This is a genomic window from Pseudoduganella violaceinigra DSM 15887, assembly GCF_000425385.1.
In the GTDB taxonomy this organism is placed as follows: Bacteria; Pseudomonadota; Gammaproteobacteria; order Burkholderiales; family Burkholderiaceae_D; genus Rugamonas; species Rugamonas violaceinigra.
This window is the reverse complement of sequence record NZ_AUDI01000004.1, coordinates 537,678-558,823: the sequence shown is the minus strand read 5'-3', so window position 1 is coordinate 558,823 and position 21,146 is coordinate 537,678. Positions and strand designations below refer to the sequence as shown.

Genomic DNA, 21,146 nt, shown 5'->3' with positions numbered 1-21,146 from the left:
TTACTCCACAAATAGCATCGCTGGGCATTCCAGCAAGGCGCGGATAGCTTGTACGAACTGGGCCGCGTGCATGCCGTCGACCACCCGGTGGTCGAACGAGGACGACAGGTTCATCATCTTGCGAACCACCAGGCCGCCCTGGCGCACCATAGGCCGCTCCACGATCTTGTTGACGCCGATGATGGCGACCTCCGGATGGTTGATCACAGGCGTGGTGACGATGCCGCCCAATGCGCCAAGGCTGGAGATCGTGATGGTCGAACCGGACAACTCGTCGCGCGTGGCCTTGCCTGTGCGCGCGGCATCGGCAAGGCGCCCGATCTCGGCGGCGCAAGACCACAAGTCGCGCGCCTCGGCGTGACGCATTACCGATACCATCAGGCCGGCGTCGGTCTGGGTCGCGACCCCAAGATGAACGGCGCCGTATTGCGTGACCACGCCGGCATCGTCATCGAAACGTGCATTCATTTGCGGGAACTGGCGCAGTGCAACCACCAGGGCCCGTGCCAGCAAAGGCAGCACCGTCAGCTTGCCGCGTTCTTTGCCCCATTGCTCGTTCATGCGGGTGCGCAGGCTTTCAAGCTCCGTGACATCGATTTCTTCGACATAAGAGAAATGCGGGATACGGCGCTTGGACTCCTGCATTTTCTGCGCAATCTTGCGGCGCAGGCCAATCAGCGGAACGGCCTGCTCGGTGTGATTCTCGCGATAGCTGCCCGGAACTGCGGACGGTGCGCCTTGTACGCCGCGCGCAGCGTAGGAATCGAGGTCCGCATGCAGGATACGGCCGGCCGGCCCGCTGCCGTGCACAAACTGAAGTTCCACGCCCATATCCCATGCGCGCTTGCGCACGGCCGGCGAAGCGAGCGGACGTTCGCCGGCTTCGCGCGCCACGCGGGCCGCAACCGTGGCTCGCGAAGCCGGCGCAGTAGCGGATGCCGCCACCGGGGCTACAGGTGCTGCGGCCGGCGCCGGCGGTGCAGCAGCAGCAGACGAAGCCGGAGGCGGAGCCACCGGCTTCGCCGGCGCAGCTTCCGCTGCAGCGGCCGCACCGGATTGCGCCTTCAGATTGCCCGCTCCCTCCACCTCGATGTGGATCAGATCGGCACCAACAGCCATGACCTGCCCCGCCGCGCCGCCGAGCATGGCCACGGTGCCGTGCACCGGCGAAGGAATTTCGATCGTGGCCTTGTCGGTCATGACGTCGGCCAGGATCATGTCCTCGGTGACAGCGTCGCCCACCTTGACATGCCACATAACCAGTTCAACTTCTGCGATGCCCTCGCCAATGTCAGGCATCTTGATGACGTGAATTCCCATCTTTTATGCCTCCACCGTACGTTTGAACGCCGCGCCAACGCGCGCCGGCCCCGGGAAATACGCCCATTCCTGCGCATGCGGATAAGGCGTATCCCAACCCGTCACGCGTTCGATTGGCGCTTCCAGATGGTAGAAGCAATGTTCCTGCACCAGCGATACCAGCTCCGCGCCGAACCCGCAGGTGCGCGTTGCCTCATGCACCACCACGCAGCGGCCTGTCTTTTTGACCGATTCAACGATCGTTTCCAGGTCCAGCGGCCACAGGCTGCGCAAATCGATGATCTCGGCATCGATGCCGGTCTCCCGCGCCGCCGCTTCGCACACCCAGACCATGGTGCCGTAAGCGAGCACGGTAAGCTGCTTACCGGGCCGGAAGATGGCCGCCTTGTCCAGCGGGACGGTGTAATAACCCTCCGGCACCTCCCCCAGCGGGTTCTGCGACCATGGCACGACCGGTTTGTCGTGGTGGCCGTCGAACGGCCCGTTGTACAGGCGTTTCGGCTCCAGGAAGATCACCGGATCGTCATTCTCGATCGAGGAAATCAGCAGGCCCTTGGCGTCGTAAGGATTGGACGGCATCACGGTGCGCAAACCGCATACGTGGGCAAAAACCGCCTCCGGGCTCTGGCTGTGGGTCTGGCCGCCGTAAATGCCGCCGCCGCAAGGCGTGCGGATGGTGATCGGCGCGGTAAAGTCGCCCGCCGAACGGAAGCGCAGGCGTGCCGCTTCGGACACGATCTGGTCATAGGCCGGATAGATGTAATCGGCAAACTGGATTTCAAGGCACGGCCGCAGTCCGTAAGCGCCCATGCCGATCGCCACGCCGACGATGCCGCCTTCGGAAATCGGCGTATCGAATACGCGCGACTTGCCGTATTTCTTTTGCAGGCCTTCAGTGCAGCGGAACACGCCGCCAAAATAGCCCACGTCCTGGCCGAAGACCACGACGTTGTCGTCCTTCTCCATCATCACATCCATCGCCGAGCGCAGCGCCTGGATCATGGTCATGGAAGTTTTCACTGTATTTTCCGCCATCTCAGATCCCCAGTTGCTGACGTTGCACGCGCAGGTGTTCAGGCAGCTCTTTATAGATGCCGTCGAACATTTCCGCGGGACTGAAGGTGTGGCCGCTGGCCATCGTGCCGTACTGCTCGGCCTCTTTCTGCGCAGTCAGGACCTCGGCCTCCAGCCGCTTCTGCGTTTCCTCGTGCTCCTGTTCGGACCAGGCGCCTACCTTGATCAGATACTGCTTCAGGCGGGCGATCGGATCGCCGAGCGGGAAATGCGACCAGTCGTCGCTGGGGCGGTATTTCGATGGGTCGTCGGATGTCGAATGCGGGCCTGCGCGGTAAGTCACCCATTCGATCAGGCATGGGCCGAGATTACGGCGCGCTCGATCGGCAGCCCAGCGCGATGCGGCATACACGGCCAGGAAGTCGTTGCCATCGACCCGCAGCGATGCGATGCCGCAGCCGACGCCGCGCGCGGCGAAAGTAGTGTCCTCGCCGCCGGCGATGGCCTGGAAGGTCGAGATGGCCCACTGGTTGTTGACCACATTCAGGATGACCGGGGCGCGGTATACGTGGGCGAACGTCAGGGCGGTGTCGAAGTCCGCCTCCGCCGTGGCGCCGTCGCCGATCCATGCGGAGGCAATTTTGGTGTCGCCCTTGATCGCCGACGCCATGCCCCAGCCCACGGCCTGGATGTATTGCGTCGCCAGGTTGCCGGAAATGGAGAAGAAGCCTGCTTTCTTCACCGAATACATGACGGGCAGTTGCCGGCCCTTGAGCGGATCGCGCTCGTTCGACATCAGCTGGCAGATCATGTCGACCATCGGATAGTCGCGCACGACCAGAATGCTTTGCTGGCGGTACGTGGGGAAGCACATATCGTCCACATTCAGCGCCAGCGCCTGCGCGGTGCCGATCGCCTCTTCGCCCAGGCTTTGCATATAGAACGACATCTTCTTCTGGCGCTGGGCCATCAGCATGCGGCTGTCGAAGATGCGGGTCTTCATCATGGCGCGCAGGCCCTTGCGCACGACTTCGATATCGATCTCCGGCACCCAGGGCCCAACAGCGTTGCCTTCGGGATCCAGCACGCTGACCAGGGCGTAAGCGAGATCGCGCGTCTCCATGGGAGCGACATCGACTTCGGGGCGGCGCACGGCGCCGGCCGGCGACAGGCGAAGGTAGGAAAAATCAGTTGCGCAGCCTGGACGTCCCGTAGGTTCGGGCACGTGCAGGCGCAGTGGTTCAGCCTTGCTCATTCAGATTCCTTCATGTGCGGTCGTGTCGCACTTGTTGTAATCAGTCCCGGCCGGCCGGTGGCTGATAGCGCCGCCCTGCCTGGACTGTGGAACCACCCGCCTTGGCTTGCAAAGGCGGGCACGGAAATATTTCCTCTAAAGCAATGACAGAGTAGCATGATTTGCCGCCCCCAAGAAGGGGGAGCCGCAAAATATGGCAAAGCCCCTGGAGTGCAGGGGCTTTGCCAATGCGGCGCGTCGGCGACCGTTAGCGGATGCCCGAGAAGGCAACGCGAAGCATGTGCCGCACTATATCGTCGTCAGCCATCTTGCTGAACTTCTGCAAGAATTCAACCGCCGGGTCGCAGGTGCGCGCGTAGTAGCTGAACAAGATGACGTCCGCCGGCAGCGCCGCGTCGAGCTGACCATCCTTTTGGGCCTGCTTCACCAGGCTTTCCAGCATCCGGTTCAGCTTGAGCACCCGCGTCATGTACTTGAAATTCCGCATCAACATATCCCGGACATGCGGACTGGTCGATGGCAGGAATGGCAGGCCGCCGCCCAGGCGCACGCGCAAAGCCCATTCCAGCAGGGCTTCCAGCTTTTCACAGGCACTGAAATGCGGCGGTAGCCCGCCGATCTGCTCTATCGCGCCCTCAAGGAGCCGGATCATCGCTTGCCCGACGAGCTCTTCTTTCGATTTGAAGTGCTTGTAGAGGCTGGGCTTCGAGATGCCCACCGCCCCGGCAACGTCATCCATCGTCATCAGGTCATAGCCCTTGCTACCCAACACAGCAGTAGCAGCGTCGAGAATGGCGTTTTCCCGCAGCTTGAATGCCTGATCCTTAAAGCTGAATTTCGACAGGATACTCATGAGTAAATTTTCGCTACCAATCAGTAGCTTTTGTTATTTGTTGGTAGTAATATTAGCACAAGGGTAGCGAGCCCATCTTCATTCCCATCCAAAAATGAATCAGACACGTCAACGTATTGCAGTCATTGGCGCCGGCATCTCCGGCCTGGCTACCGCCTATTTCCTGAACCGGCATCACGATGTGGTGCTGTTCGAGGCGGGCCGATACCTTGGCGGCCATTCCAATACCGTGGATGTGTATCTGGAAGGGGCGACTTGCGGGGTCGATACCGGCTTCCTGGTCTATAACGAGCGCACCTACCCGAATTTCATTGAACTGCTGCGCGAGCTGAACGTGCCAAGCATCGCAAGCGATATGTCCTTCGCAGTGTCGATGGAAAACGGCGCATTGGAATGGGCCGGCACGAGCCTGGATACCTTGTTTGCACAACGTTTGCGCATCCTGTCGCCCTCCTTCCTCCGCATGGTGGCAAACATCTTGCACTTCAACCGCAATTCGCGGCGCTATCTGAACGAAGCGCATGGCAAGCCCCTTTCGCTTGGCGAACTGCTGCAGGAAAATGCGTACGGCGCGATGTTCCGCGATGCTTACCTGCTGCCGATGGCAGCGTCGATCTGGTCGAGCACACCGGCCGACATCCTGAAATTCCCTGCCGCCACGTTCTTGCGGTTTTGCCTCAATCACGCTCTGTTGCAGGTCAACGACCGGCCCCAGTGGTGCACGGTTCGTGGCGGGTCTCGCGAATACGTTCGCCGTATTGCGGCCACATTACCCGATTGCCGCCTCGATACGCGCGTCGAGGCTATCGAACGCAATGCCGGAAAAGCCACGGTGCGCACCGCTGCTGGCGCGGAGGTGTTTGACGCCGCGGTGCTCGCCACCCACGCGCCCACTTCCTTGGCATTGTTGGCCGATGCAAGCGCCGAGGAGCGCGACATCCTTGGCGGCGTACGTTACCAGACCAACGCCGCCTGGCTGCACACGGACGAGAGCCTGATGCCGCGCCGGCGCAAGCTTTGGTCAGCATGGAACTATCTGTCCGGAGTCGAGCATGATGGCCAACGCCCCGTCTGCGTCACGTATTGGCTGAACCAGCTTCAGAGCCTGCCCTTGAAAACGCCCGTGCTGGTGACGCTCAATCCCCAGCAGCCACCCGCGGAAGAAAAGATACTCGCAAGCTTTGAATATGAACACCCGGTCATGGACCAGTCCACCATCGATGCACAACAGCGGCTGCACGAGATCCAGGGTCGCCGCCAGGTCTGGCACGCCGGCGCCTGGACCGGCTACGGCTTCCATGAGGATGGCCTCAAGTCCGCATTGCGTGTGGCGCAGGCTTTTGGCGCAGCTCCCGACTGGGCCGTCCTGCCATGAGCGGCCGCCCAGCCCCCATGCAGCTGGTACAAGGGCATGTGGTGCATGACCGCTTGCGCCCGACCCGCAATCGTTTCAGCTATCCCGTATTTTATCTGCGACTGAACCTGGGCCGCCTGGACGAATGCACCTCGGCCTGGTTCGGCGTCGATAAGCGGCGCATCGCATCGATCCGCACCAGCGACTATGGCCCCCGTGACGGCACCAGCCTCGATGCATGGATGCGCAGGCTGCTGCGCGAACACGGCATCGGCGCCGACGGCGAGATCTGGCTTCAGACCTTTCCCCGCATTGCGGGCTTTGTCTTCAATCCCGTGAATTTCTGGCATTGCTACGACGCACAGGGCTCGCTGAAAGCCGTGCTGGCCGAAGTAAACAACACCTTCGGCGACAGCCATTGCTACCTTTTGCGGCCGGACAGCCGCGACGGCCAGGCCTCATGCTTGAAACGGCTGCACGTATCACCGTTCTGCCAGGTGGAAGGCGAATATCGTTTCCAGTTCCGCCTGGGAGCAGACCGGCATTTGACCAAGATCGATTATCACGACGCCAGCGGGCTCCTACTGGAAACCGCCATCGCCGGAAAGCCTGAACCTTGCAGCGGCCGCACATTGCTCGGGGCCCTGGTCAAACAGCCTTTGCTATGCATCGGCATCGTGGCACGCATTCACTGGCAAGCCCTCCGCCTGTGGTGCAAAGGCGTGCCTTTCTTCGGAAAGAATGGCAATAAACACCGTAATCAGCAAGAGGAAACCTGGCAATGAACCACTCCCTATCGATCCGCCAACTCGCGGCACCTCCTGGCGCCAAGCTATTCCTGTCACTACTCGGGCGCATCCGGCATGGCCATTTGACCCTCATCACACCGGACGAAACCCGCATGGAGTTCGGCGACATCCACACGCCGGAGCGCGCCACATTGAGAGTGAGCGACTGGCGCGCGTGCTCGCGCATCCTGCGTGCGGGGGACATTGGCTTTGCCGAGGCCTATGGTGCGGGCTGGATTGACAGTCCAGACCTTACGGCCTTGCTGCGCCTTGCCTTGCGCAATGAGCATGTGCTGGAGCGCGCACTGTTCGGCGGGGTATTCGCCCGTTGCTGGTATCGTTTGCGCCACTTGCTTCGTCCCAATACGCGGGCTGGCAGCAAACGCAATATTCACGCGCACTACGATCTGGGCAATGACTTCTACGCGCTTTGGCTCGATCCGACCTGGACGTATTCCAGTGCGTTATTCAACGGGGATTTCACCCTGCCGCTGGAAGAAGCGCAGCGGCGCAAGTACCAGCGCATCATCGACACGCTCGGGCTGCGTCCTGGCCAGCGGGTGCTGGAAATTGGCTGCGGCTGGGGTGGATTCGCAGAGCAAGCCGCAAAACAAGGCATCCACGTCCATGGGCTGACCATTTCGCCCTCCCAGCTGGAGCACGCAAAACAAAGAATCGTGCAGCAAGGCCTGGAAGACCGGGTCGAACTGGAGCTGCGTGACTATCGCGACATCAACGGCGAATATGACGCCGTCGTATCGATCGAGATGTTCGAAGCCGTCGGCGAGAAGTATTGGCCCGACTACTTCAAGGCGGTCTCGCGCCGTTTGCGGCCCGGCGGGAAGGCGCTGGTGCAATCGATTACGATCGGCGAGCGGCATTTTGAGCGCTACCGCAGCAGCACCGACTTTATCCAGCAATATATTTTCCCCGGCGGGATGCTGCCAAGCGTTGAGCGCTTCATCCAGCAAGCGGCGCGCGCCGGTCTTGCAACGCAGGACATTCACGCATTTGGCCAGGACTACGCCGAGACCCTGCGGCGCTGGGACAAGCAATGCTTCGCACAGCGGCAGGAAGTCGGTGGACTCGGCTTCGACACCCACTTCCAGCGCATTTGGCACCTGTACTTTTCCTATTGCGAAGCCGCATTCGATGAGGGAAGAACCAATGTCGTTCAATTCCTGCTTGCAAAGCCGACCGTGGTTTAGGCTGGCCGGGGCGGCCTTGTGCCTGAGCCTTGCCCTTACCGCACCAGCGAAAGCGGCCGACAATGGCGGCGGGTGGCGCGATGCGTTCCCGGCGGCGGTCGCCGTCGGCAGCGGCGAGATGCGCTGGTTCGGCCTGCGCATCTACCACGCTGCACTATGGTGCGAACAACGGCCATTCGACCCGGCCGCCCGCTTTGCCTTGCAACTGACCTATCACCGCAGCATCAGCCGCGAACGCCTGGTGCAGACCAGCCTGGACGAAATGCGGCGCCTGGGCACGGCGCCAAACGATCCATCGCTGCAAAAGCAATGGGAAAACCAGCTGCGCAAGGCGTTTGTCGACGTGGAACCTGGAGACCAGTTGATCGGAGTGAACCAGCCTGGATATGGCATGCGCCTATTTGATCAACGCAAGCTGCTGGCCGAGATTCCCGACCCTGATCTTGCACGGGCCTTCTTCGCCATCTGGCTGAACGAGGCAAGCCGCGACCAAGGCTTGCGCCGGCAATTGCTTGGAGGTCGGCAGTGACCGCGAACGCATTCAGAAGCGGCTATATGGTCTACGGCCTGCTCGGGCTTCCGCTCGCCATGGCGGCACTGCCGGTGTACGTCCACATACCGGCCTTTTATGCCTTACATCTCAATGTGGGCTTGGTGCAGCTTGGATGGGTGCTTTTTGCGGCGCGCCTGATCGATACCCTCCAGGACCCTTTCCTTGGCCTCATGATTGACCGGCTCGGGGGCCGCCTGAACGCCTGCCTGGCAGCCGCCGCCGCCGTCCTCGCGCTGGCCTTTACCGCCCTCTGGCGACCGCCCAGTGACGGCAACATTGCCGTCTGGCTTGGGGTCGCGCTTATCATGGTGTATAGCGCCCACAGCTTCCTGTCGATCTCTTATCTCGCCTGGGGCGCCAGCCTGGATGGCAGCGCTGCAAGGGCCAAAGTACTGCTGGGCCCTGCGGCCTGGCGCGAGGCGGCAGGACTGTTCGGGATCTTGCTCGCCAGTGCGGTTCCCGCTGCCGTGATATCGGCGGAGCCTGAGCATGTCTCGTATCGAATGGCATGGTATAGCGCTGTCTTCGCCGTATTTATCTTCATTGCGGTATGGGCCCTGCTCTCCGGCGCGCCGACCTGGCACAGAGCAGCGCAGCAGGAATTGCATTGGATGCCAGCATTACGCTCCGCGTTCAGGAACCAGCGTTTCAAACGCTTGCTGGGTCCCTACCTGCTCAACGCGCTGTCGGTTTCCTTGCCTGCTACGCTGGTGATCTTTTATATCCGCGACCAATTGCGCGCACCTGAGCTAAGCGCGCTGTTCCTTGTTGCCTACTTTGCCGCCGCAGTGTGCTGCCTTCCCTTGTGGGTTCGCATAGCCAAGCGCCTCGGTACGGTCAAAGCCTGGCGCATCGGCATGATCTTATCCATTGGCGCCTTCGCCGGCGCCGGCCTTCTGGGCCCTGGCGACACCCTGCCCTACCTGGCAGTCTGCCTTGCAGCCGGTTCAGCACTGGGGGCCGACCTCGCACTGCCGCCCGTACTCTTCGCTCAGGCAATCGGCGAAAGCCCTGGCAAGGGCATCTATTTCAGCTTTTACACCATGCTCGGGAAGCTCGCGCTGGCATTGACCGGCTTGGCGCTTCCGCTGCTGGCGGCACAGGGCTATAAGCCCGGGAACGGCCCAAGCAATCTCCTGGCCGCGGTCTACGCTGGCCTGCCCTGTCTCTTAAAACTTGCAGCGATGATTTCGCTGGGGAGGATACGTGAAGAAGTTAGCGATCTGCCTTGCCCTGTTGCTAGCGGCATGTGCCGGAAATGATGTACATCAGTATGCACCTGCCCAGCCAAAGCTCGACGTTGCCGAATTCTTTGCAGGCACCACCGATGCCTGGGGCATGTTCCAGAAAAGAAATGGCGATGTGGTCAAGCGCTTCCGCGTCGAAATCGAAGGCAGCAGGGATGGAGACAGCCTGCGATTGGACGAGCGCTTCAAATACGACGACGGCAGTAGCCAGCGACGGATATGGCGCTTGGTTCCGCAAGCGCAGGGGCGCTGGCAAGGAACGGCCGCCGATGTCAAAGGCGAAGCATACGGCGAAGTGGCCGGCAACGCCCTTCGATGGCGTTACACCATGCTTCTGCCCGTAGACGGCAGCACCTACGAAATGCATTTCGACGACTGGATGTTCCTCATCGACGAATGCACCATGATTAATCGTGCCACCATGCGCAAGTTCGGCATCGAGCTTGGCCAGGTGACCTTAATGTTCAGGAAAAGATCATGTTCCCCTTGAATCGGCCATTTGAGGGCTGGGAGGGCAAACGGCTCTGGATCGTCGGCGCATCCAGCGGCATTGGCGCCTCGCTCGCTAGCCAAGCGCTCGCTGCTGGCGCCAAGGTCGCCCTGTCGGCCCGCCGCACGGACCGCCTGGCGGCGCTCGCTGGCGGCAATCCGAACGCCCTGGCGGTTTCATTCGATGCTATCGAGGAGCAGTCCTGGAAAGAAGCCTACGCTGAAATCCAGACGCGCTTTGGCGGAGTTGACCTCGTCATTTTCTGCGCCGCCGAGTACCGGCCCGAACGCAGCTGGGAAGTTACCCCTGCCGGCTCGAAGCGCACATTAAGCATCAATTTGGGCAGTCTTTACTGCGGATTGGCGACAATCCTTCCTGCCATGCTGGAGCGCGGTTCGGGCGGCATAGCCATTATCGCCAGCGTAGCAGGCTGGATTGGTCTGCCCAATGCGAGCGTGTATGGACCCAGCAAGGCTGCACTGATCAACCTTGCCGAGATTCTGTACAGCGACCTGCATCCCAAAGGGCTTGACGTGTATTTGATCAACCCAGGTTTCGTCAATACGCAGCTGACTGCGCGTAACGATTTCCACATGCCCGCCATGCTGAGCCCAGACGAGGCCGCATCGGCAATCATGCGGGGAGTTGCCGCCGGACGCTTCGAGATACACTTTCCGTGGCGCTTTACCTTGCTCGTCAAACTAGTACGGATGCTTCCGTACAGGCTGAGATTTGCCCTCATAGGCCAACTGGTGAAATCTTGAATACCGCACTCGACACCCTCCTTGACTGGTATGAACATCTGACACCGCAGACTGTCTGTCGCGTCCCGGAACTGTACGCCCCAGACGCGGGCTTTCGCGACCCGTTCAACAACGTCCGGGGAACACAGGCGATCCAGCGGATCTTCGAGCACATGTTCGAGTCCACATCTAACCCCCGCTTCACCATCCGGCAGCGCATCGTGCAGGACGAGCATGCATTCGTCATCTGGAGCTTCGATTTCGAGCTGCTCGGCAAGGCCTATACGGTCGAGGGCGCCTCACACATCACGTTTGACAGCCAGGGATTGGTCTGCATGCACCGCGACTACTGGGATGCGGCCGAGGAGCTTTTTCAGAAATTGCCGCTTGTGGGCGGATTTTTCAGATTATTGCGCCGACGATTTGCGTCAGCCTAGCTCGTCTCATCGGACCTACTCAGGAAGGAGGAACATGTTCAGTCATTAAAGTTTCGCAAATGGCATGCCGTTAAACGGGAATGACCTCCATATCCAATCTCTCCAACTGGCAACCGGCCGTACGCTACCCCGTCGCTACGACCGGCAAACCTATCAATTCATTAGTCGAAAAGTCTGGGTCAGCGGCGGTGTTGTCGCCTTCGACCGTTGTGACCTTGAGTCCCGCAGCGATCGCAGCGGCCTCGACGCCCGTTTCGACAAGCCAGCGTTACAAGGACCTCGGTGCGGACATGCTGAAGCAGCTCGCCGCCGCGCCAGTCATTCCGCCGGATCGTGCCAAATTGCCGGATGAAGTCGATAACAGGTTTACGCTGAGTGTGACCACGCGAAGCGGCGCCCAGGTTGACCTCACGCTGGCCAATGTGGACGATGAAATGATCTACCAGGTCAGTTCGAGCGGCGAGCTCGATGAAGATGAACGCAATGCCTTGTCCAACCTGGCGGCGGGCTTCCAGGCCGCCATTGATGGACTGGCGGGATCCAGTCCGCAGGTCCGGCTAAGCGGCCTGACCCAGTTCGATAGCAAATTTGTGCAGTCCATCGACTTCCATGCCGAGGTGGCAGGCCCCGAATCCACGTCGCAGGCGCTGGATTTCCACATCGACGAATCGATGCGGAAAGTCAGTATTGGCGGGCCCGATGGCAAGGCGGACGTACGTGTGGACACCAGCACACTTGAACACCTGGGCACCAAAAAGCAGCAGGCAAAAGCCATCAACAACTATCTGGCCCAATTCGACCAGGCGGTCTCGCGCGGTCACGGCGACAAAAAATTGATGTCCATGTTCAAAGACGCTTTCTCCGATATGAATCGGACGGCTACCGCCGAAGAGCGCGACGACTTCCTGCTGACGCCATCGAAGTGGCAACTGAACGCCGATGACCGCTCCGCGCTGACCGGCCTCTCCGATTTCAGCGCTTCCATCGCCCAGACGCCAAAATCCAGCAACCCGCGCAAGGCGTGGGAGCAGGACACTTTCGCCTATGACGTTTCGCAAGCGACCAAGGTGGGCGGACCAAGCCGCGATGAGCGTTCTATTGGCCAAACCCAGCAATCACACCTGAACGCCCAGTTCCACACGGCCATCGGCAAATCCGGCCCGCCATTCTTCGACGGGACTCCGCAAACCCAAAACTACGAGTACCACCAGATCGACGACAGCGCGCGCGGCGATGTCTCACTCAATTACAGGCTAGGCAAGCTGAAGAAAGCAGGCCTGGAACAAGTGGCCAGCCAATCGGAGCAAGTGCAAACCTTCTTGCTGGACAAACTGACATCGGAAAAAACCACGCCGAGCCAGCAGTCGCTCGCGCGCGACCTGCTCGCCACGCTCACCTCCTATGAACACATCAAAGGTGACGACACGCTGAACGACAACATCTTCCTGCTAGGTTCGCCGGGCGAAATCGTTGCACGCAACCAGCAGTTCTGAGGGAATTCGCGTTGAAACTTCGCCATTAACTTTTATAGTTACATTTATTTGAATTTTCTCGATATAAAAAGTAGCGCGAAACTATTATAAAATATAAAAATAAAATAAAATCGATTTGTTACATTCCAATAGAATTCCAGGTTAAAAATCCGGCAAAATCGTCTCCCATCAATCAGTTGGAGATTTTTTGGCCGGGGCAGCGCCGTCCCGCTGCAATGCTCGCAAAATAGTTACTGAACTAATGCACTTAATTAGACGTGCATTTTGCGACCTTAGAGTTCCTGGAGAATACGATGTCCAAAACCAGCAAATCCGTAAATAATCTGCATCATGTCTACAATCAATGGGGCGGCTCCAATGCGCCTTGGAATGAAGGTGGCATGTGGGTGATCGGTTGCCGCTCTGGCCAGAAAGTGGTCGCTTTGAACATCAGCTCAGCCGATGGTGGCAAGACGTTTACTGGGGCAATGAAATACGCAGGAGAGGGCCAGATCGGCTTCAAGGCGACACTGACCCAGAACAATACCTACGTCGTCGAAAACCAGTGGGGCGGCGACACAGCGCCCTGGCATCCGGGCGGCACCTGGATCATTGGTTGCAGGATTGGCCAAAGCGTGGTGGCAGTCAATATTGAATCCGGCGATGGCGGCAACACCCTGGTCGGCAGTATGACTTACGGGGGCGAAGGCCCTATCGGATTCAAGAGCGAGTCTGCCGATGGCGGCGTATTCCTGGTGCAGAATCAATGGGGCGGCGCATCCGCGCCATGGCATCAGGGCGGCGAATGGATCCTCGGGTCCCGTGATCAAGGTTTGGTAGCAGTCCAGATCGCATCGTCCGACAACGGGAAGACGTTCACCGGGAATATCACCTACGTTGGCGAAGGCCCCATCGGTTTCCGTGCATCGGCCGTTGCCGGGAATAATTACGCGGTCGAAAATCAGTGGGGCGGTGATTCCGCACCGTGGCACCCAGGTGGCGTATGGCTGATCGGCGCACGCGGGGGGCAAAATGCGGTGGCGCTGCATATCAGTTCGGGCGACGGCGGCAATACCTTCAACGGCAGTATGACTTATAGCGGTGAAGGCCCTATCGGCTTCCGCGCAAACATCCAGCCTCAATAAAACCAGGTATCAAACTTAATATCTTTTTTTATTTTGGCGATAAGGAAAACCGGGGTACTTTTCGTGCCCCGGCATCCTGTTTTCTTTAATTGCAAAGACTTTTTGGCTAAAAAAGATAAATCACCAACCACTGTCGCTGTTTCAAATACCGGCCTTTGCCGTAGCGCTAATCCGGCAACGACCCGCAGGTAAGATTGGCAATGGCGCCTGTCATGGCGCCGGCACCGTCGGAGGCGGCGAATGCTGCAAATGCGCCGATCTGCGCCAGCGTCGGCAGCCGGCCGAGCAAGGTCGCGCCGTCGGCGCGCGCCTGCAAGAAATCATCCACACTTATGCCCATTTTGCCAGCCATTCCCTCAAAGGCCGCCCTGGCATGCGAGATAGGCACTGCTTCCGGAATGGCGTCGGAACGGATGCATATCACCCGAATACCTTGGCGCCCCAACTCACCGGCCAACAGGCGCGACATGGCTTCGACCGCTGCGCTGCTGGTGCCATTGCCGAGAAACCCGGTACCGGACAGGCGCGCGCCTGGCGTCGATAGACTCAGGATTACGCCCGACTTCTGTGCCGCCATATATCGCGCAGCAGCCTGCGCGGTAAGGAACATGGTACGGGTGTACGCGCGCACCGGGGCCTGAAATTCATCATATGACAATTCCATAAACGGCACTCCCTGCACATGCGCGAAGCCTACCGCGTTGAGCATGACGTCGATGCCGCCCGCTAATTCAGCGACGGTGTGCGCATGTTGCCGGACCTCGTGCTCATCGAGCGCGTCGACGCGGGCAGCGTGGACGGTGGCGCCATTGGCGCGCAATTCCTGCGCCAGTACATCCAGCTTTTCCTGCGTGCGGCCAGCCAGGAATAATTGGGCGCCTTCGCGGGCAAAGGCGCGTGCCGCAGCACTGCCAATGGCGCCCGCAGCACCGTGAATGATGCAGCGTTTCCCTTGCAAGATCATGATGAACTCCCGGATGAAAGGGGTGCTTCAGTGTGCGAAAAGGCGCGCAAGAAGATCCAGTACATCGCCCCATCCCTCGCTATGCGCGCCACATGTGTCGGCGGGAAGTTGGCAGTGGGTGACGACGATGTCGGTGGTGTTGGCGTCGCCGGAAAATTCGACGGTGACAAGCGAATCACGCTGCCCAGTGGCGGGAGAGCGCCAGGTGAATACCAGCTTGCGCGGCCTGTCGATCGTAAGGTAGTCGCCCGTATGCCGAATTTCGCCACCAGGGGACTGCATCACAATCTCAAAGCCGCCACCTTCGCGGGCGTCGCAGGCGACGGTGGCGTGCGTGAAGGCGCGGGTCTTCATCCATTTCGCGAGAAGACCCGCATCCAGCCATGCATCAAATACTTCGCTGGCCGGAGCGCCTATCGTGCGGCGCACGCAGACCCGCTGTTGGAGCGCGATTTCAGCCATGCTACTCCTCCTTTCTGGCGTTGCGGCGGGTGCTCACCAATTCATCAAGCGCGGCCAGGCGCCCTTCCCAGAAACTCTCGAAATGTCTGACCCAAAAGGCCGCTTCGGCAAGCGGGGCTGCATTCAATGACAGCACGTGGTCACGTCCATTTATGGTACGGACGACCAAGCCTGCCCGCTCGAGGATCTTGATGTGCTTGGAGGTGGAGTTCAACGAAATCGGAAAATCACGCGCCAATTCCGTCACCCGTGCACTTTCATGAGCCAGCCGTGCCAGGATGGCGCGCCTGGTCGGGTCGGCCATCGCAGTAAACACATGATCCAGCCGTTGATCTTCACCATATTCACCCATATGGTTGAATGTAGGCTGGTGACTGCTGCCTGTCAAGCAGAACACGCAGCAGGTTCAGGCAACCGGATGCAATGACTCCCCTACCAGGCCTGATAGAACGGAGCTTTAAGACGCACCGGCCGCACATCGAGCCGCGCATCGAAGATCGAGTAATCGTTGTTATCGAGTCCTTCATTATCCCAGCCGTGCGTATGTTCATCGCGCCGCAGCATGAATTCGAAACCCAGCTCAGGGGCGGGGTCGGCGACCGGAGCATCGGGCAAGTTCTCAAGGTCAAAGGCGATGCCGCGAACGTGATCGCGCGGGCCATCCACCAGTTGCGTCAGTGCGCGCAGGATGGCGTTTTCGCCGAGGATGTCGGTAAACGCGGGACGGACAAATTCCAGTTCCGAAACAAAGCCTGGCTGGCGGAACTTGATCTCGCCCCTGGCCTGTTTGGCGGCCAGCACCTGCCCCTGCAATTTGGCCAAGTCGTATCGGTCGCCATTATCGAGGTAGGAAATCCGTACATTGCGCACATTCACAGGCCCCGCTTCCTGCGTTGCCTGGCGCAAATCCAGCAAGAGCGCCCCGCTGCCGCCGACAATTTCAATATCGCTCCCGTGAATAATGGCCGCGGTATTCTCGTCCACCCCTAACCCCACCTTGTAGCCTTTGGCCAGCATCAGCGCCAGCATGCGCCCCACCCTGCCCCGCTTGAGGAAATGCTGGTCGATGAACAGCTGGTCGCCAACAAAGCCCAGGCCCCGGTCAATTTCCTTGCCATCGCGCATAACGCCCTTCATCACCTGCACGGAATTCATCGCATCGCGGAACATCGTACTGCTCATGATGGCGGCCCCCGCACTGCTGCCCGCAATCACCCCGCCGCGCGCCTGCACCTCGCGCACAGCCTGTAGCACGGGCGAGGCAACCCCGTCCGGATTCAGGACATCGGCCGTGCGCTCCTGCGCGCCACCGGTAAAGAACACGCCTGTGGCGTTGCGGATCTTGGCCAGATTAGCGGGGTCGGCCGCGGCACGGCGTGCCGACTCCAGCGTCTCGCCAGCCCAGCGCGGTGCGATCTTCAGCAATTCCGCCTGCGCACCACGGCGCCGCAACTGCTCGACGGCATCCGCGCCCGACGTTTCGGGGTGGTCCGAAGCGCAGGGAATCACCACAAAACGTGCCGCAGATCCACCGGCCAGCTGCACCAGCCGCTGACGCACGGCCTCATTATCGGGGCGCACAGCGCCGCCCATCGGGACCACCGTGCCAGCAACAGGCTGGAATGCCAGCGATGGAGAAGTCTCCGCCGCGTGAGCATCTAGCGGCAGCTGGGCGCTCAGAAGCGCCGCACTTAACAGCAGTATCGACATGGATTTCACTTACCAGCCCCTCACCACGATGGAATTCCGTGCATGTTGCCATTGATCGGGCCCTTAAGGCCAGCACATGCCGCCATTGCCCTTGTTGCAACATTGCAACACGGTTCATGCGTAGAGCGATCTTCATAAGTTCCGGCGCGCGCAAGCCGGGCAAAGTTGCATACACTGAAACTGTTCCATCGCAACCGGGGCGATGCAAGCATGTTGCTTGCGGATGAACCCCCATTTACAAGGACTGATCGCATGAAGATACCTGGCAAGCACAAGGCATCGGCATTCCGCCGCTCCCAATGCACCCATGCTGTATTACTCGCGCTTGGCAGCATGAGCCTGAACGCATACGCGCAAACCATGCCGCGCGTGGAAATCACCGGTTCCAGTATCAAGCGCATCGAGGGCGAATCGGCACTGCCAGTTGAAATCATCAAGCGCGAAGATATCGATAAGTCCGGCGTCACCACGGCTGCCGAACTGCTGCAAAAGATTTCCTCCAATGTGGGCGGCCTGACCGATGGCGCCAGCGTCAGCGACGTCATGGGCGGCCAACGCGGTTTTAACGGCGCCAACTTGCGCGGCCTGGGCGTTTCGAGCACGCTGGTCCTGCTGAACGGCCGTCGCATGGCCAACTTCGCCAGCCCTGGCGACAACTCCGGCGTCGACTTGAACAACATCCCGGCCGGCGCCATCCAGCGCGTGGAAGTGCTCAAAGACGGGGCATCGGCGATTTACGGCACCGACGCCATGGGCGGCGTGATCAACTTCATCACACGCAAGGACTATCAGGGTGGCGATGCCAGCGTGTATGCGTTGCGTACCAGCGAAGGCGGCGGCGGCAAGAAATCGGCTACCCTGTCCGGCGGCTTTGGCGATTTGAGCACCGACCGCTACAACGTGTTCGGCGCGCTGGACGTGCAGAAAACCGACCGGCTGGCCAGCTCGCAACGCAAATTCATGCAGGAATACAGCCTGCCCGACCGCCTGTCCCCACAGCTGTCGAGCTACTCTTTCCCAGCCAACGTCGAGCTGACCGACGCCCAATTGGCGACCTTGAATAGTTCGGGCTACCTGAAGGGCTCCGGTCCCGGCGGCACCTGGGTGCCATCGTCGAGGCAACGCGTCAACTTTGGTAAGAGCTCCTGCGTGGACGGCAGCCCGAACGTGGTGCGTCCGCTCGGTCCCGGCGGCACGGAAGGCTGTTCCTTCAACTACATGGGCGACTCGGAAGTCTATCCCGAATCCAGGAAACAAAGCTTTATCGGCCGCGCCACGTTCCAGGCCAGCGACGCCCATCAGGTGTTTGCTGAAGTTATGCTGAGCAAAGCCAGGACCAGCTATGCCGCCTCGCCCGCCGTCTCAAGCAGCATCAACGGCACCACCGAAGGCATTTATCTGCCAGCCGACCTGCAAGCCAAAACCGGCATCACCACGCCGGTTAACTTCCGTTTCCGTCTGACAGACGCCGGCCGCCGCACCTCGGAAGTGACCAGCAAAGCGTCGCGTTTCGTGTTGGGCGCCACCGGCAAGGTGGGGGCCTGGGACTACGATACGGCCTATAGCCACAGCGTCAACAAGGCCACCGACCTGGATATCGATGGTTGGGTTTCGCACAGCAAGATGCTGGCTGGCTTGGCCGCTGGCCAATACAATCCCTTTGTCCCGGCCACGGATGACACGGGGCGCAAGTTCATGGATTCGATCAAAATCCATGACGCAGCGCGTATCTCCAAAGGCACCAGCAACAGCGTCGATGGCAAACTGACCCATGCGCTGACGACGCTGGGCGGTGGCGATGCCATGCTGGCTGTGGGCGCCGAACTGCGGCGCGAGAAGACGGCATTCACCGCCACTACAGCACTGCGCAGTAACGACGTGCAGGGCGACCGCGCCAGTTCCGACGCCTTGCTGGCCGATTCGTCCAACTCGCGCGACATCGCCGGCATCTACACGGAAATCAGTGCCCCGTTCAGCAAGGAATGGGAAGGCCAGTTCGCCATCCGCCACGACCGCTATAAAGGTGTGCATGATCCGGTGACCAATATCACCACGCCGGCACTGAACACCACCAATCCGAAAATCGCAGTCAGCTACCGGCCAAGCAAGGAAATACTGGGCCGAGCGTCGTTTGGCACCGGATTCCGCGCACCGTCGATCGCCGAAATGTTCCTGCCAGTGCGCTCCGATACCACGGCCAGCTTCGTGAAAGACCCGATCTCGGGCGAAGTGGCCCAGTTCGATCTGGACCGCTATGGCAACCCGCAGCTGAAACCGGAAAAATCCAAGCAGTTTTCGGCCGGGCTGGTGCTGCAACCTAACAATAACTGGAACGCCAGCCTGGACTACTGGATCATTCGCAAAACCGACATCATTTCGGAAATCGGCGAGCAAACCGTGTTCGACAACCCGGTCTACTACAACGATCCGAACATCGTGGTGCGGGACGACGATGGCGCCGTGTCCTTCCTTCAGTTCAAAAAAGAGAACCGCGGCAAGCTCAACACGTCCGGTGTCGATATCGCGTTGAACTGGCGCGGCGATGCCAGCTCCCTGGGCCGCTTCAGCGCCAGCCTGGACGGGACGCTGATCACCAAGTACAAGTTCCAGTCCGATCCGCATGCGCCGATGACAAACGGCCTGGGCGTATTCCGTGACGATAAGGCCGTGCAGCGCTGGCGCCATAAGCTCAATATTGACTGGACTCAGGGGCCTGTCAACGTAAGCCTGGGCAACACCTTCTTCTCCGGCTATCGCGATCAGAATATTCCGGGTCTGGCTGATCCAGGCTGGAACGACCGCGACGTGAAAGCCTATTCGCTGTGGGACTTGACGGGCAGCTATTCGTTCAACAATAACCTCAAGCTGCGCGCAGGCCTGATCAATATGTTCGATACGGCGCCGCCGTTCACCAACCAGTCGCGCTATTTCGAAGTGACCTGGGACCCAACTTATGGGGATCCGCGCGGCCGCTCGTTCTTTGCCAACCTGCAGTACAAGTTCTAATCGTTTCCTCAAGCGCCCGGTCCTACCAATTGGCAGGCCGGGCGCCTAGCTGGAAGGTGGCAGGAGCGCTTTGAGCTCGGCAGCCTTCACGTCCGGTCGACGGAGTATTTTGGCAAACCGTTGTACTCGGTGTTGGCCGTGAGCCAAGTTCGCGTAGAAGCGGTGTCTCCACAACGATGGCGGCAAACGCGAAGGCCCCCTCCTCTTACCCCAATACCGAAAAGACTGCCGATGTGACGATCATCAAGCCGCTGATCAGCCGCGCCAATTTCCCATGAATTTGCACGGGTGTGCCGCCGCGACCAACAAAAGATAGCTGGCCGAAGATGAGGCCGTGCAACCCGACCCCAATAAACGCGCCAAGGAAGACGCGACCTATCTGCGGAACCGGCGAAGCGGAAGGAAGTGCCAACCAAGCAATGGCGCCGACGATCGCCCCCACACCCATAAATACAGCTTGCCTCATAACGTCCTAAGGTCCTTGAGTTAGCCGGCGCGCTTCAGCGCAGCCGAGTTGATTATCAGGCCGGGAAAGCACTCCGGCTGCGCCACGATAGCGGAAGATTTTACCTCACGACTCGATTTCCAAGGGGTACAGGCGCGATTCCGCTAACCAACCAACGCAATGCAGGACGCGATGTACGGCGTGTCTACCGGCCCAGCAAGGAATTTGTCTGCGCACTTCACGTTGGACGGCTGATGCGTGAACCGCGCCCGGAGCACAATTCTCCCTGACTGCTTCAATTTGCAAGTAAAATGCGCCGAATACGTGAATGGTGCCCTCCAGCTTGTCAGCGGGAGGGTGAAACGGGAAGCCGGTGACACGCGAGATTTTCATTTCGCACCAGTCCGGCGCAGCCCCCGCTGCTGTAAGCCTGACGACTCGGTTCATCCGCCACTGCGCAACGCGCGGGAAGGCAAGAACCAGGAAGGATGAGGGCAAGCCAGAAGACCGGCCAGTCACGATGCATGTACCAAGCTACGGGGTGTGGCTTGGCCAGAAATAAGTTCGCAATTTTTCTTTGATCGCTCAGGCAACCGCACACGGCCGTCGTGCGTGCATCCGTACGCTTTGCGCACGGGCGTGCGCTATGCCCGGGCGTGGGCTGGTGCACCTCGAATTTC

At 60.0% G+C, this 21,146-nt stretch carries 20 protein-coding genes and 1 riboswitch; of the genes, 11 read left to right on the top strand and 9 right to left on the bottom strand.

Annotation, left to right across the window (positions count from 1 at the left end; genetic code table 11):
* The 4 genes from H597_RS0106195 to H597_RS0106180 form a co-directional block, all read right to left on the bottom strand.
* Positions 1-1,320 (bottom strand): dihydrolipoamide acetyltransferase family protein, encoded by a 1,320-nt coding sequence (locus H597_RS0106195; RefSeq protein ID WP_028101366.1) that lies wholly within the window; start codon positions 1,318-1,320, stop codon positions 1-3.
* Between the two features lie 3 nt (positions 1,321-1,323).
* Entirely contained in the window at positions 1,324-2,328 is a 1,005-nt protein-coding gene (locus H597_RS0106190) for an alpha-ketoacid dehydrogenase subunit beta (RefSeq protein ID WP_211232017.1), read from the bottom strand.
* Between the two features lie 28 nt (positions 2,329-2,356).
* The gene (locus tag H597_RS0106185) at positions 2,357-3,589 is read right to left on the bottom strand and encodes a 3-methyl-2-oxobutanoate dehydrogenase (2-methylpropanoyl-transferring) subunit alpha (RefSeq protein WP_028101364.1); all 1,233 of its coding nucleotides are present in this window, start codon (positions 3,587-3,589) and stop codon (positions 2,357-2,359) included.
* Positions 3,590-3,836: 247 nt separating this feature from the next.
* Complete coding sequence (locus tag H597_RS0106180) at positions 3,837-4,442, bottom strand: TetR/AcrR family transcriptional regulator (protein ID WP_028101363.1); 606 nt, start codon at positions 4,440-4,442, stop codon at positions 3,837-3,839.
* Positions 4,443-4,536: 94 nt separating this feature from the next.
* Here H597_RS0106180 and H597_RS0106175 point away from each other — a divergent pair, with 94 nt between their 5' ends.
* The 10 genes from H597_RS0106175 (at position 4,537) to H597_RS0106130 (ending at position 13,879) form a co-directional block, all read left to right on the top strand.
* Complete coding sequence (locus H597_RS0106175; RefSeq protein ID WP_028101362.1) at positions 4,537-5,817, top strand: NAD(P)/FAD-dependent oxidoreductase; 1,281 nt, start codon at positions 4,537-4,539, stop codon at positions 5,815-5,817.
* Positions 5,814-6,581 (top strand): DUF1365 domain-containing protein, encoded by a 768-nt coding sequence (locus tag H597_RS29930; protein WP_051293565.1) that lies wholly within the window; start codon positions 5,814-5,816, stop codon positions 6,579-6,581. Before H597_RS0106175 ends, H597_RS29930 begins: the two co-directional genes overlap by 4 nt.
* On the top strand, positions 6,578-7,792 hold the full coding sequence (locus H597_RS0106165; RefSeq protein ID WP_028101361.1) for an SAM-dependent methyltransferase: 1,215 nt from the start codon (positions 6,578-6,580) through the stop codon (positions 7,790-7,792). Before H597_RS29930 ends, H597_RS0106165 begins: the two co-directional genes overlap by 4 nt.
* Before the next feature lie 16 nt (positions 7,793-7,808).
* Complete coding sequence (locus H597_RS0106160; protein ID WP_229632100.1) at positions 7,809-8,321, top strand: chalcone isomerase family protein; 513 nt, start codon at positions 7,809-7,811, stop codon at positions 8,319-8,321.
* On the top strand, positions 8,318-9,607 hold the full coding sequence (locus H597_RS0106155; RefSeq protein WP_229632099.1) for an MFS transporter: 1,290 nt from the start codon (positions 8,318-8,320) through the stop codon (positions 9,605-9,607). The genes H597_RS0106160 and H597_RS0106155 overlap by 4 nt, the downstream gene beginning before the upstream one ends.
* The gene (locus tag H597_RS0106150) at positions 9,552-10,082 is read left to right on the top strand and encodes a DUF3833 domain-containing protein (protein ID WP_028101358.1); all 531 of its coding nucleotides are present in this window, start codon (positions 9,552-9,554) and stop codon (positions 10,080-10,082) included. The genes H597_RS0106155 and H597_RS0106150 overlap by 56 nt, the downstream gene beginning before the upstream one ends.
* Positions 10,070-10,846, top strand: a complete 777-nt coding sequence (locus H597_RS0106145) for an SDR family NAD(P)-dependent oxidoreductase (RefSeq protein WP_028101357.1) — start codon at positions 10,070-10,072, stop codon at positions 10,844-10,846. The genes H597_RS0106150 and H597_RS0106145 overlap by 13 nt, the downstream gene beginning before the upstream one ends.
* On the top strand, positions 10,843-11,262 hold the full coding sequence (locus H597_RS0106140; RefSeq protein WP_028101356.1) for a nuclear transport factor 2 family protein: 420 nt from the start codon (positions 10,843-10,845) through the stop codon (positions 11,260-11,262). The genes H597_RS0106145 and H597_RS0106140 overlap by 4 nt, the downstream gene beginning before the upstream one ends.
* 290 nt (positions 11,263-11,552) lie before the next feature.
* The gene (locus tag H597_RS29925) at positions 11,553-12,755 is read left to right on the top strand and encodes a hypothetical protein (protein ID WP_051293563.1); all 1,203 of its coding nucleotides are present in this window, start codon (positions 11,553-11,555) and stop codon (positions 12,753-12,755) included.
* 293 nt (positions 12,756-13,048) lie between these two features.
* Positions 13,049-13,879 (top strand): lectin OAA family protein, encoded by an 831-nt coding sequence (locus H597_RS0106130; RefSeq protein ID WP_028101355.1) that lies wholly within the window; start codon positions 13,049-13,051, stop codon positions 13,877-13,879.
* A gap of 166 nt (positions 13,880-14,045) precedes the next feature.
* On the opposite strand, the gene H597_RS0106125 is transcribed toward H597_RS0106130, so the two are convergent.
* The 4 genes from H597_RS0106125 to H597_RS0106110 all read right to left on the bottom strand — a co-directional run bounded on the left by H597_RS0106125 (position 14,046) and on the right by H597_RS0106110 (position 17,015).
* The gene (locus H597_RS0106125) at positions 14,046-14,843 is read right to left on the bottom strand and encodes an SDR family NAD(P)-dependent oxidoreductase (RefSeq protein ID WP_028101354.1); all 798 of its coding nucleotides are present in this window, start codon (positions 14,841-14,843) and stop codon (positions 14,046-14,048) included.
* Between the two features lie 27 nt (positions 14,844-14,870).
* The gene (locus H597_RS29920) at positions 14,871-15,305 is read right to left on the bottom strand and encodes an SRPBCC family protein (RefSeq protein WP_051293562.1); all 435 of its coding nucleotides are present in this window, start codon (positions 15,303-15,305) and stop codon (positions 14,871-14,873) included.
* A gap of 1 nt (position 15,306) precedes the next feature.
* Positions 15,307-15,657: an ArsR/SmtB family transcription factor gene (locus H597_RS0106115; protein WP_028101353.1), complete on the bottom strand. Its 351-nt coding sequence runs from the start codon at positions 15,655-15,657 to the stop codon at positions 15,307-15,309.
* Positions 15,658-15,737: 80 nt separating this feature from the next.
* The gene (locus H597_RS0106110) at positions 15,738-17,015 is read right to left on the bottom strand and encodes a cyanophycinase (protein ID WP_028101352.1); all 1,278 of its coding nucleotides are present in this window, start codon (positions 17,013-17,015) and stop codon (positions 15,738-15,740) included.
* Positions 17,016-17,348: 333 nt separating this feature from the next.
* Between H597_RS0106110 and H597_RS29915 the strand changes: the two genes are divergently transcribed.
* Positions 17,349-20,021 carry a TonB-dependent receptor gene (locus H597_RS29915; RefSeq protein ID WP_211232014.1) on the top strand — a complete coding sequence of 891 codons (2,673 nt, stop codon included), beginning with the start codon at positions 17,349-17,351 and terminating at the stop codon, positions 20,019-20,021.
* 205 nt (positions 20,022-20,226) lie between these two features.
* On the opposite strand, the gene H597_RS0106100 is transcribed toward H597_RS29915, so the two are convergent.
* Entirely contained in the window at positions 20,227-20,487 is a 261-nt protein-coding gene (locus tag H597_RS0106100; RefSeq protein WP_154667977.1) for a hypothetical protein, read from the bottom strand.
* A gap of 291 nt (positions 20,488-20,778) precedes the next feature.
* A riboswitch (cobalamin riboswitch) is annotated at positions 20,779-20,996 on the top strand.
* Positions 20,997-21,146 lie beyond the last annotated feature (150 nt).

Coding starts and splice junctions, on each gene's coding strand:
- H597_RS0106195 (WP_028101366.1), bottom strand. CDS start 1,320: ATGGGAATTCACGTCATCAAGATGCCTGACATTGGCGAGGGCATCGCA.
- H597_RS0106190 (WP_211232017.1), bottom strand. CDS start 2,328: ATGACCATGATCCAGGCGCTGCGCTCGGCGATGGATGTGATGATGGAG.
- H597_RS0106185 (WP_028101364.1), bottom strand. CDS start 3,589: ATGAGCAAGGCTGAACCACTGCGCCTGCACGTGCCCGAACCTACGGGA.
- H597_RS0106180 (WP_028101363.1), bottom strand. CDS start 4,442: ATGAGTATCCTGTCGAAATTCAGCTTTAAGGATCAGGCATTCAAGCTG.
- H597_RS0106175 (WP_028101362.1), top strand. CDS start 4,537: ATGAATCAGACACGTCAACGTATTGCAGTCATTGGCGCCGGCATCTCC.
- H597_RS29930 (WP_051293565.1), top strand. CDS start 5,814: ATGAGCGGCCGCCCAGCCCCCATGCAGCTGGTACAAGGGCATGTGGTG.
- H597_RS0106165 (WP_028101361.1), top strand. CDS start 6,578: ATGAACCACTCCCTATCGATCCGCCAACTCGCGGCACCTCCTGGCGCC.
- H597_RS0106145 (WP_028101357.1), top strand. CDS start 10,070: ATGTTCCCCTTGAATCGGCCATTTGAGGGCTGGGAGGGCAAACGGCTC.
- H597_RS29925 (WP_051293563.1), top strand. CDS start 11,553: ATGCTGAAGCAGCTCGCCGCCGCGCCAGTCATTCCGCCGGATCGTGCC.
- H597_RS0106130 (WP_028101355.1), top strand. CDS start 13,049: ATGTCCAAAACCAGCAAATCCGTAAATAATCTGCATCATGTCTACAAT.
- H597_RS0106125 (WP_028101354.1), bottom strand. CDS start 14,843: ATGATCTTGCAAGGGAAACGCTGCATCATTCACGGTGCTGCGGGCGCC.
- H597_RS29920 (WP_051293562.1), bottom strand. CDS start 15,305: ATGGCTGAAATCGCGCTCCAACAGCGGGTCTGCGTGCGCCGCACGATA.
- H597_RS0106115 (WP_028101353.1), bottom strand. CDS start 15,657: ATGGGTGAATATGGTGAAGATCAACGGCTGGATCATGTGTTTACTGCG.
- H597_RS0106110 (WP_028101352.1), bottom strand. CDS start 17,015: ATGTCGATACTGCTGTTAAGTGCGGCGCTTCTGAGCGCCCAGCTGCCG.
- H597_RS29915 (WP_211232014.1), top strand. CDS start 17,349: ATGAGCCTGAACGCATACGCGCAAACCATGCCGCGCGTGGAAATCACC.
- H597_RS0106100 (WP_154667977.1), bottom strand. CDS start 20,487: ATGAGGCAAGCTGTATTTATGGGTGTGGGGGCGATCGTCGGCGCCATT.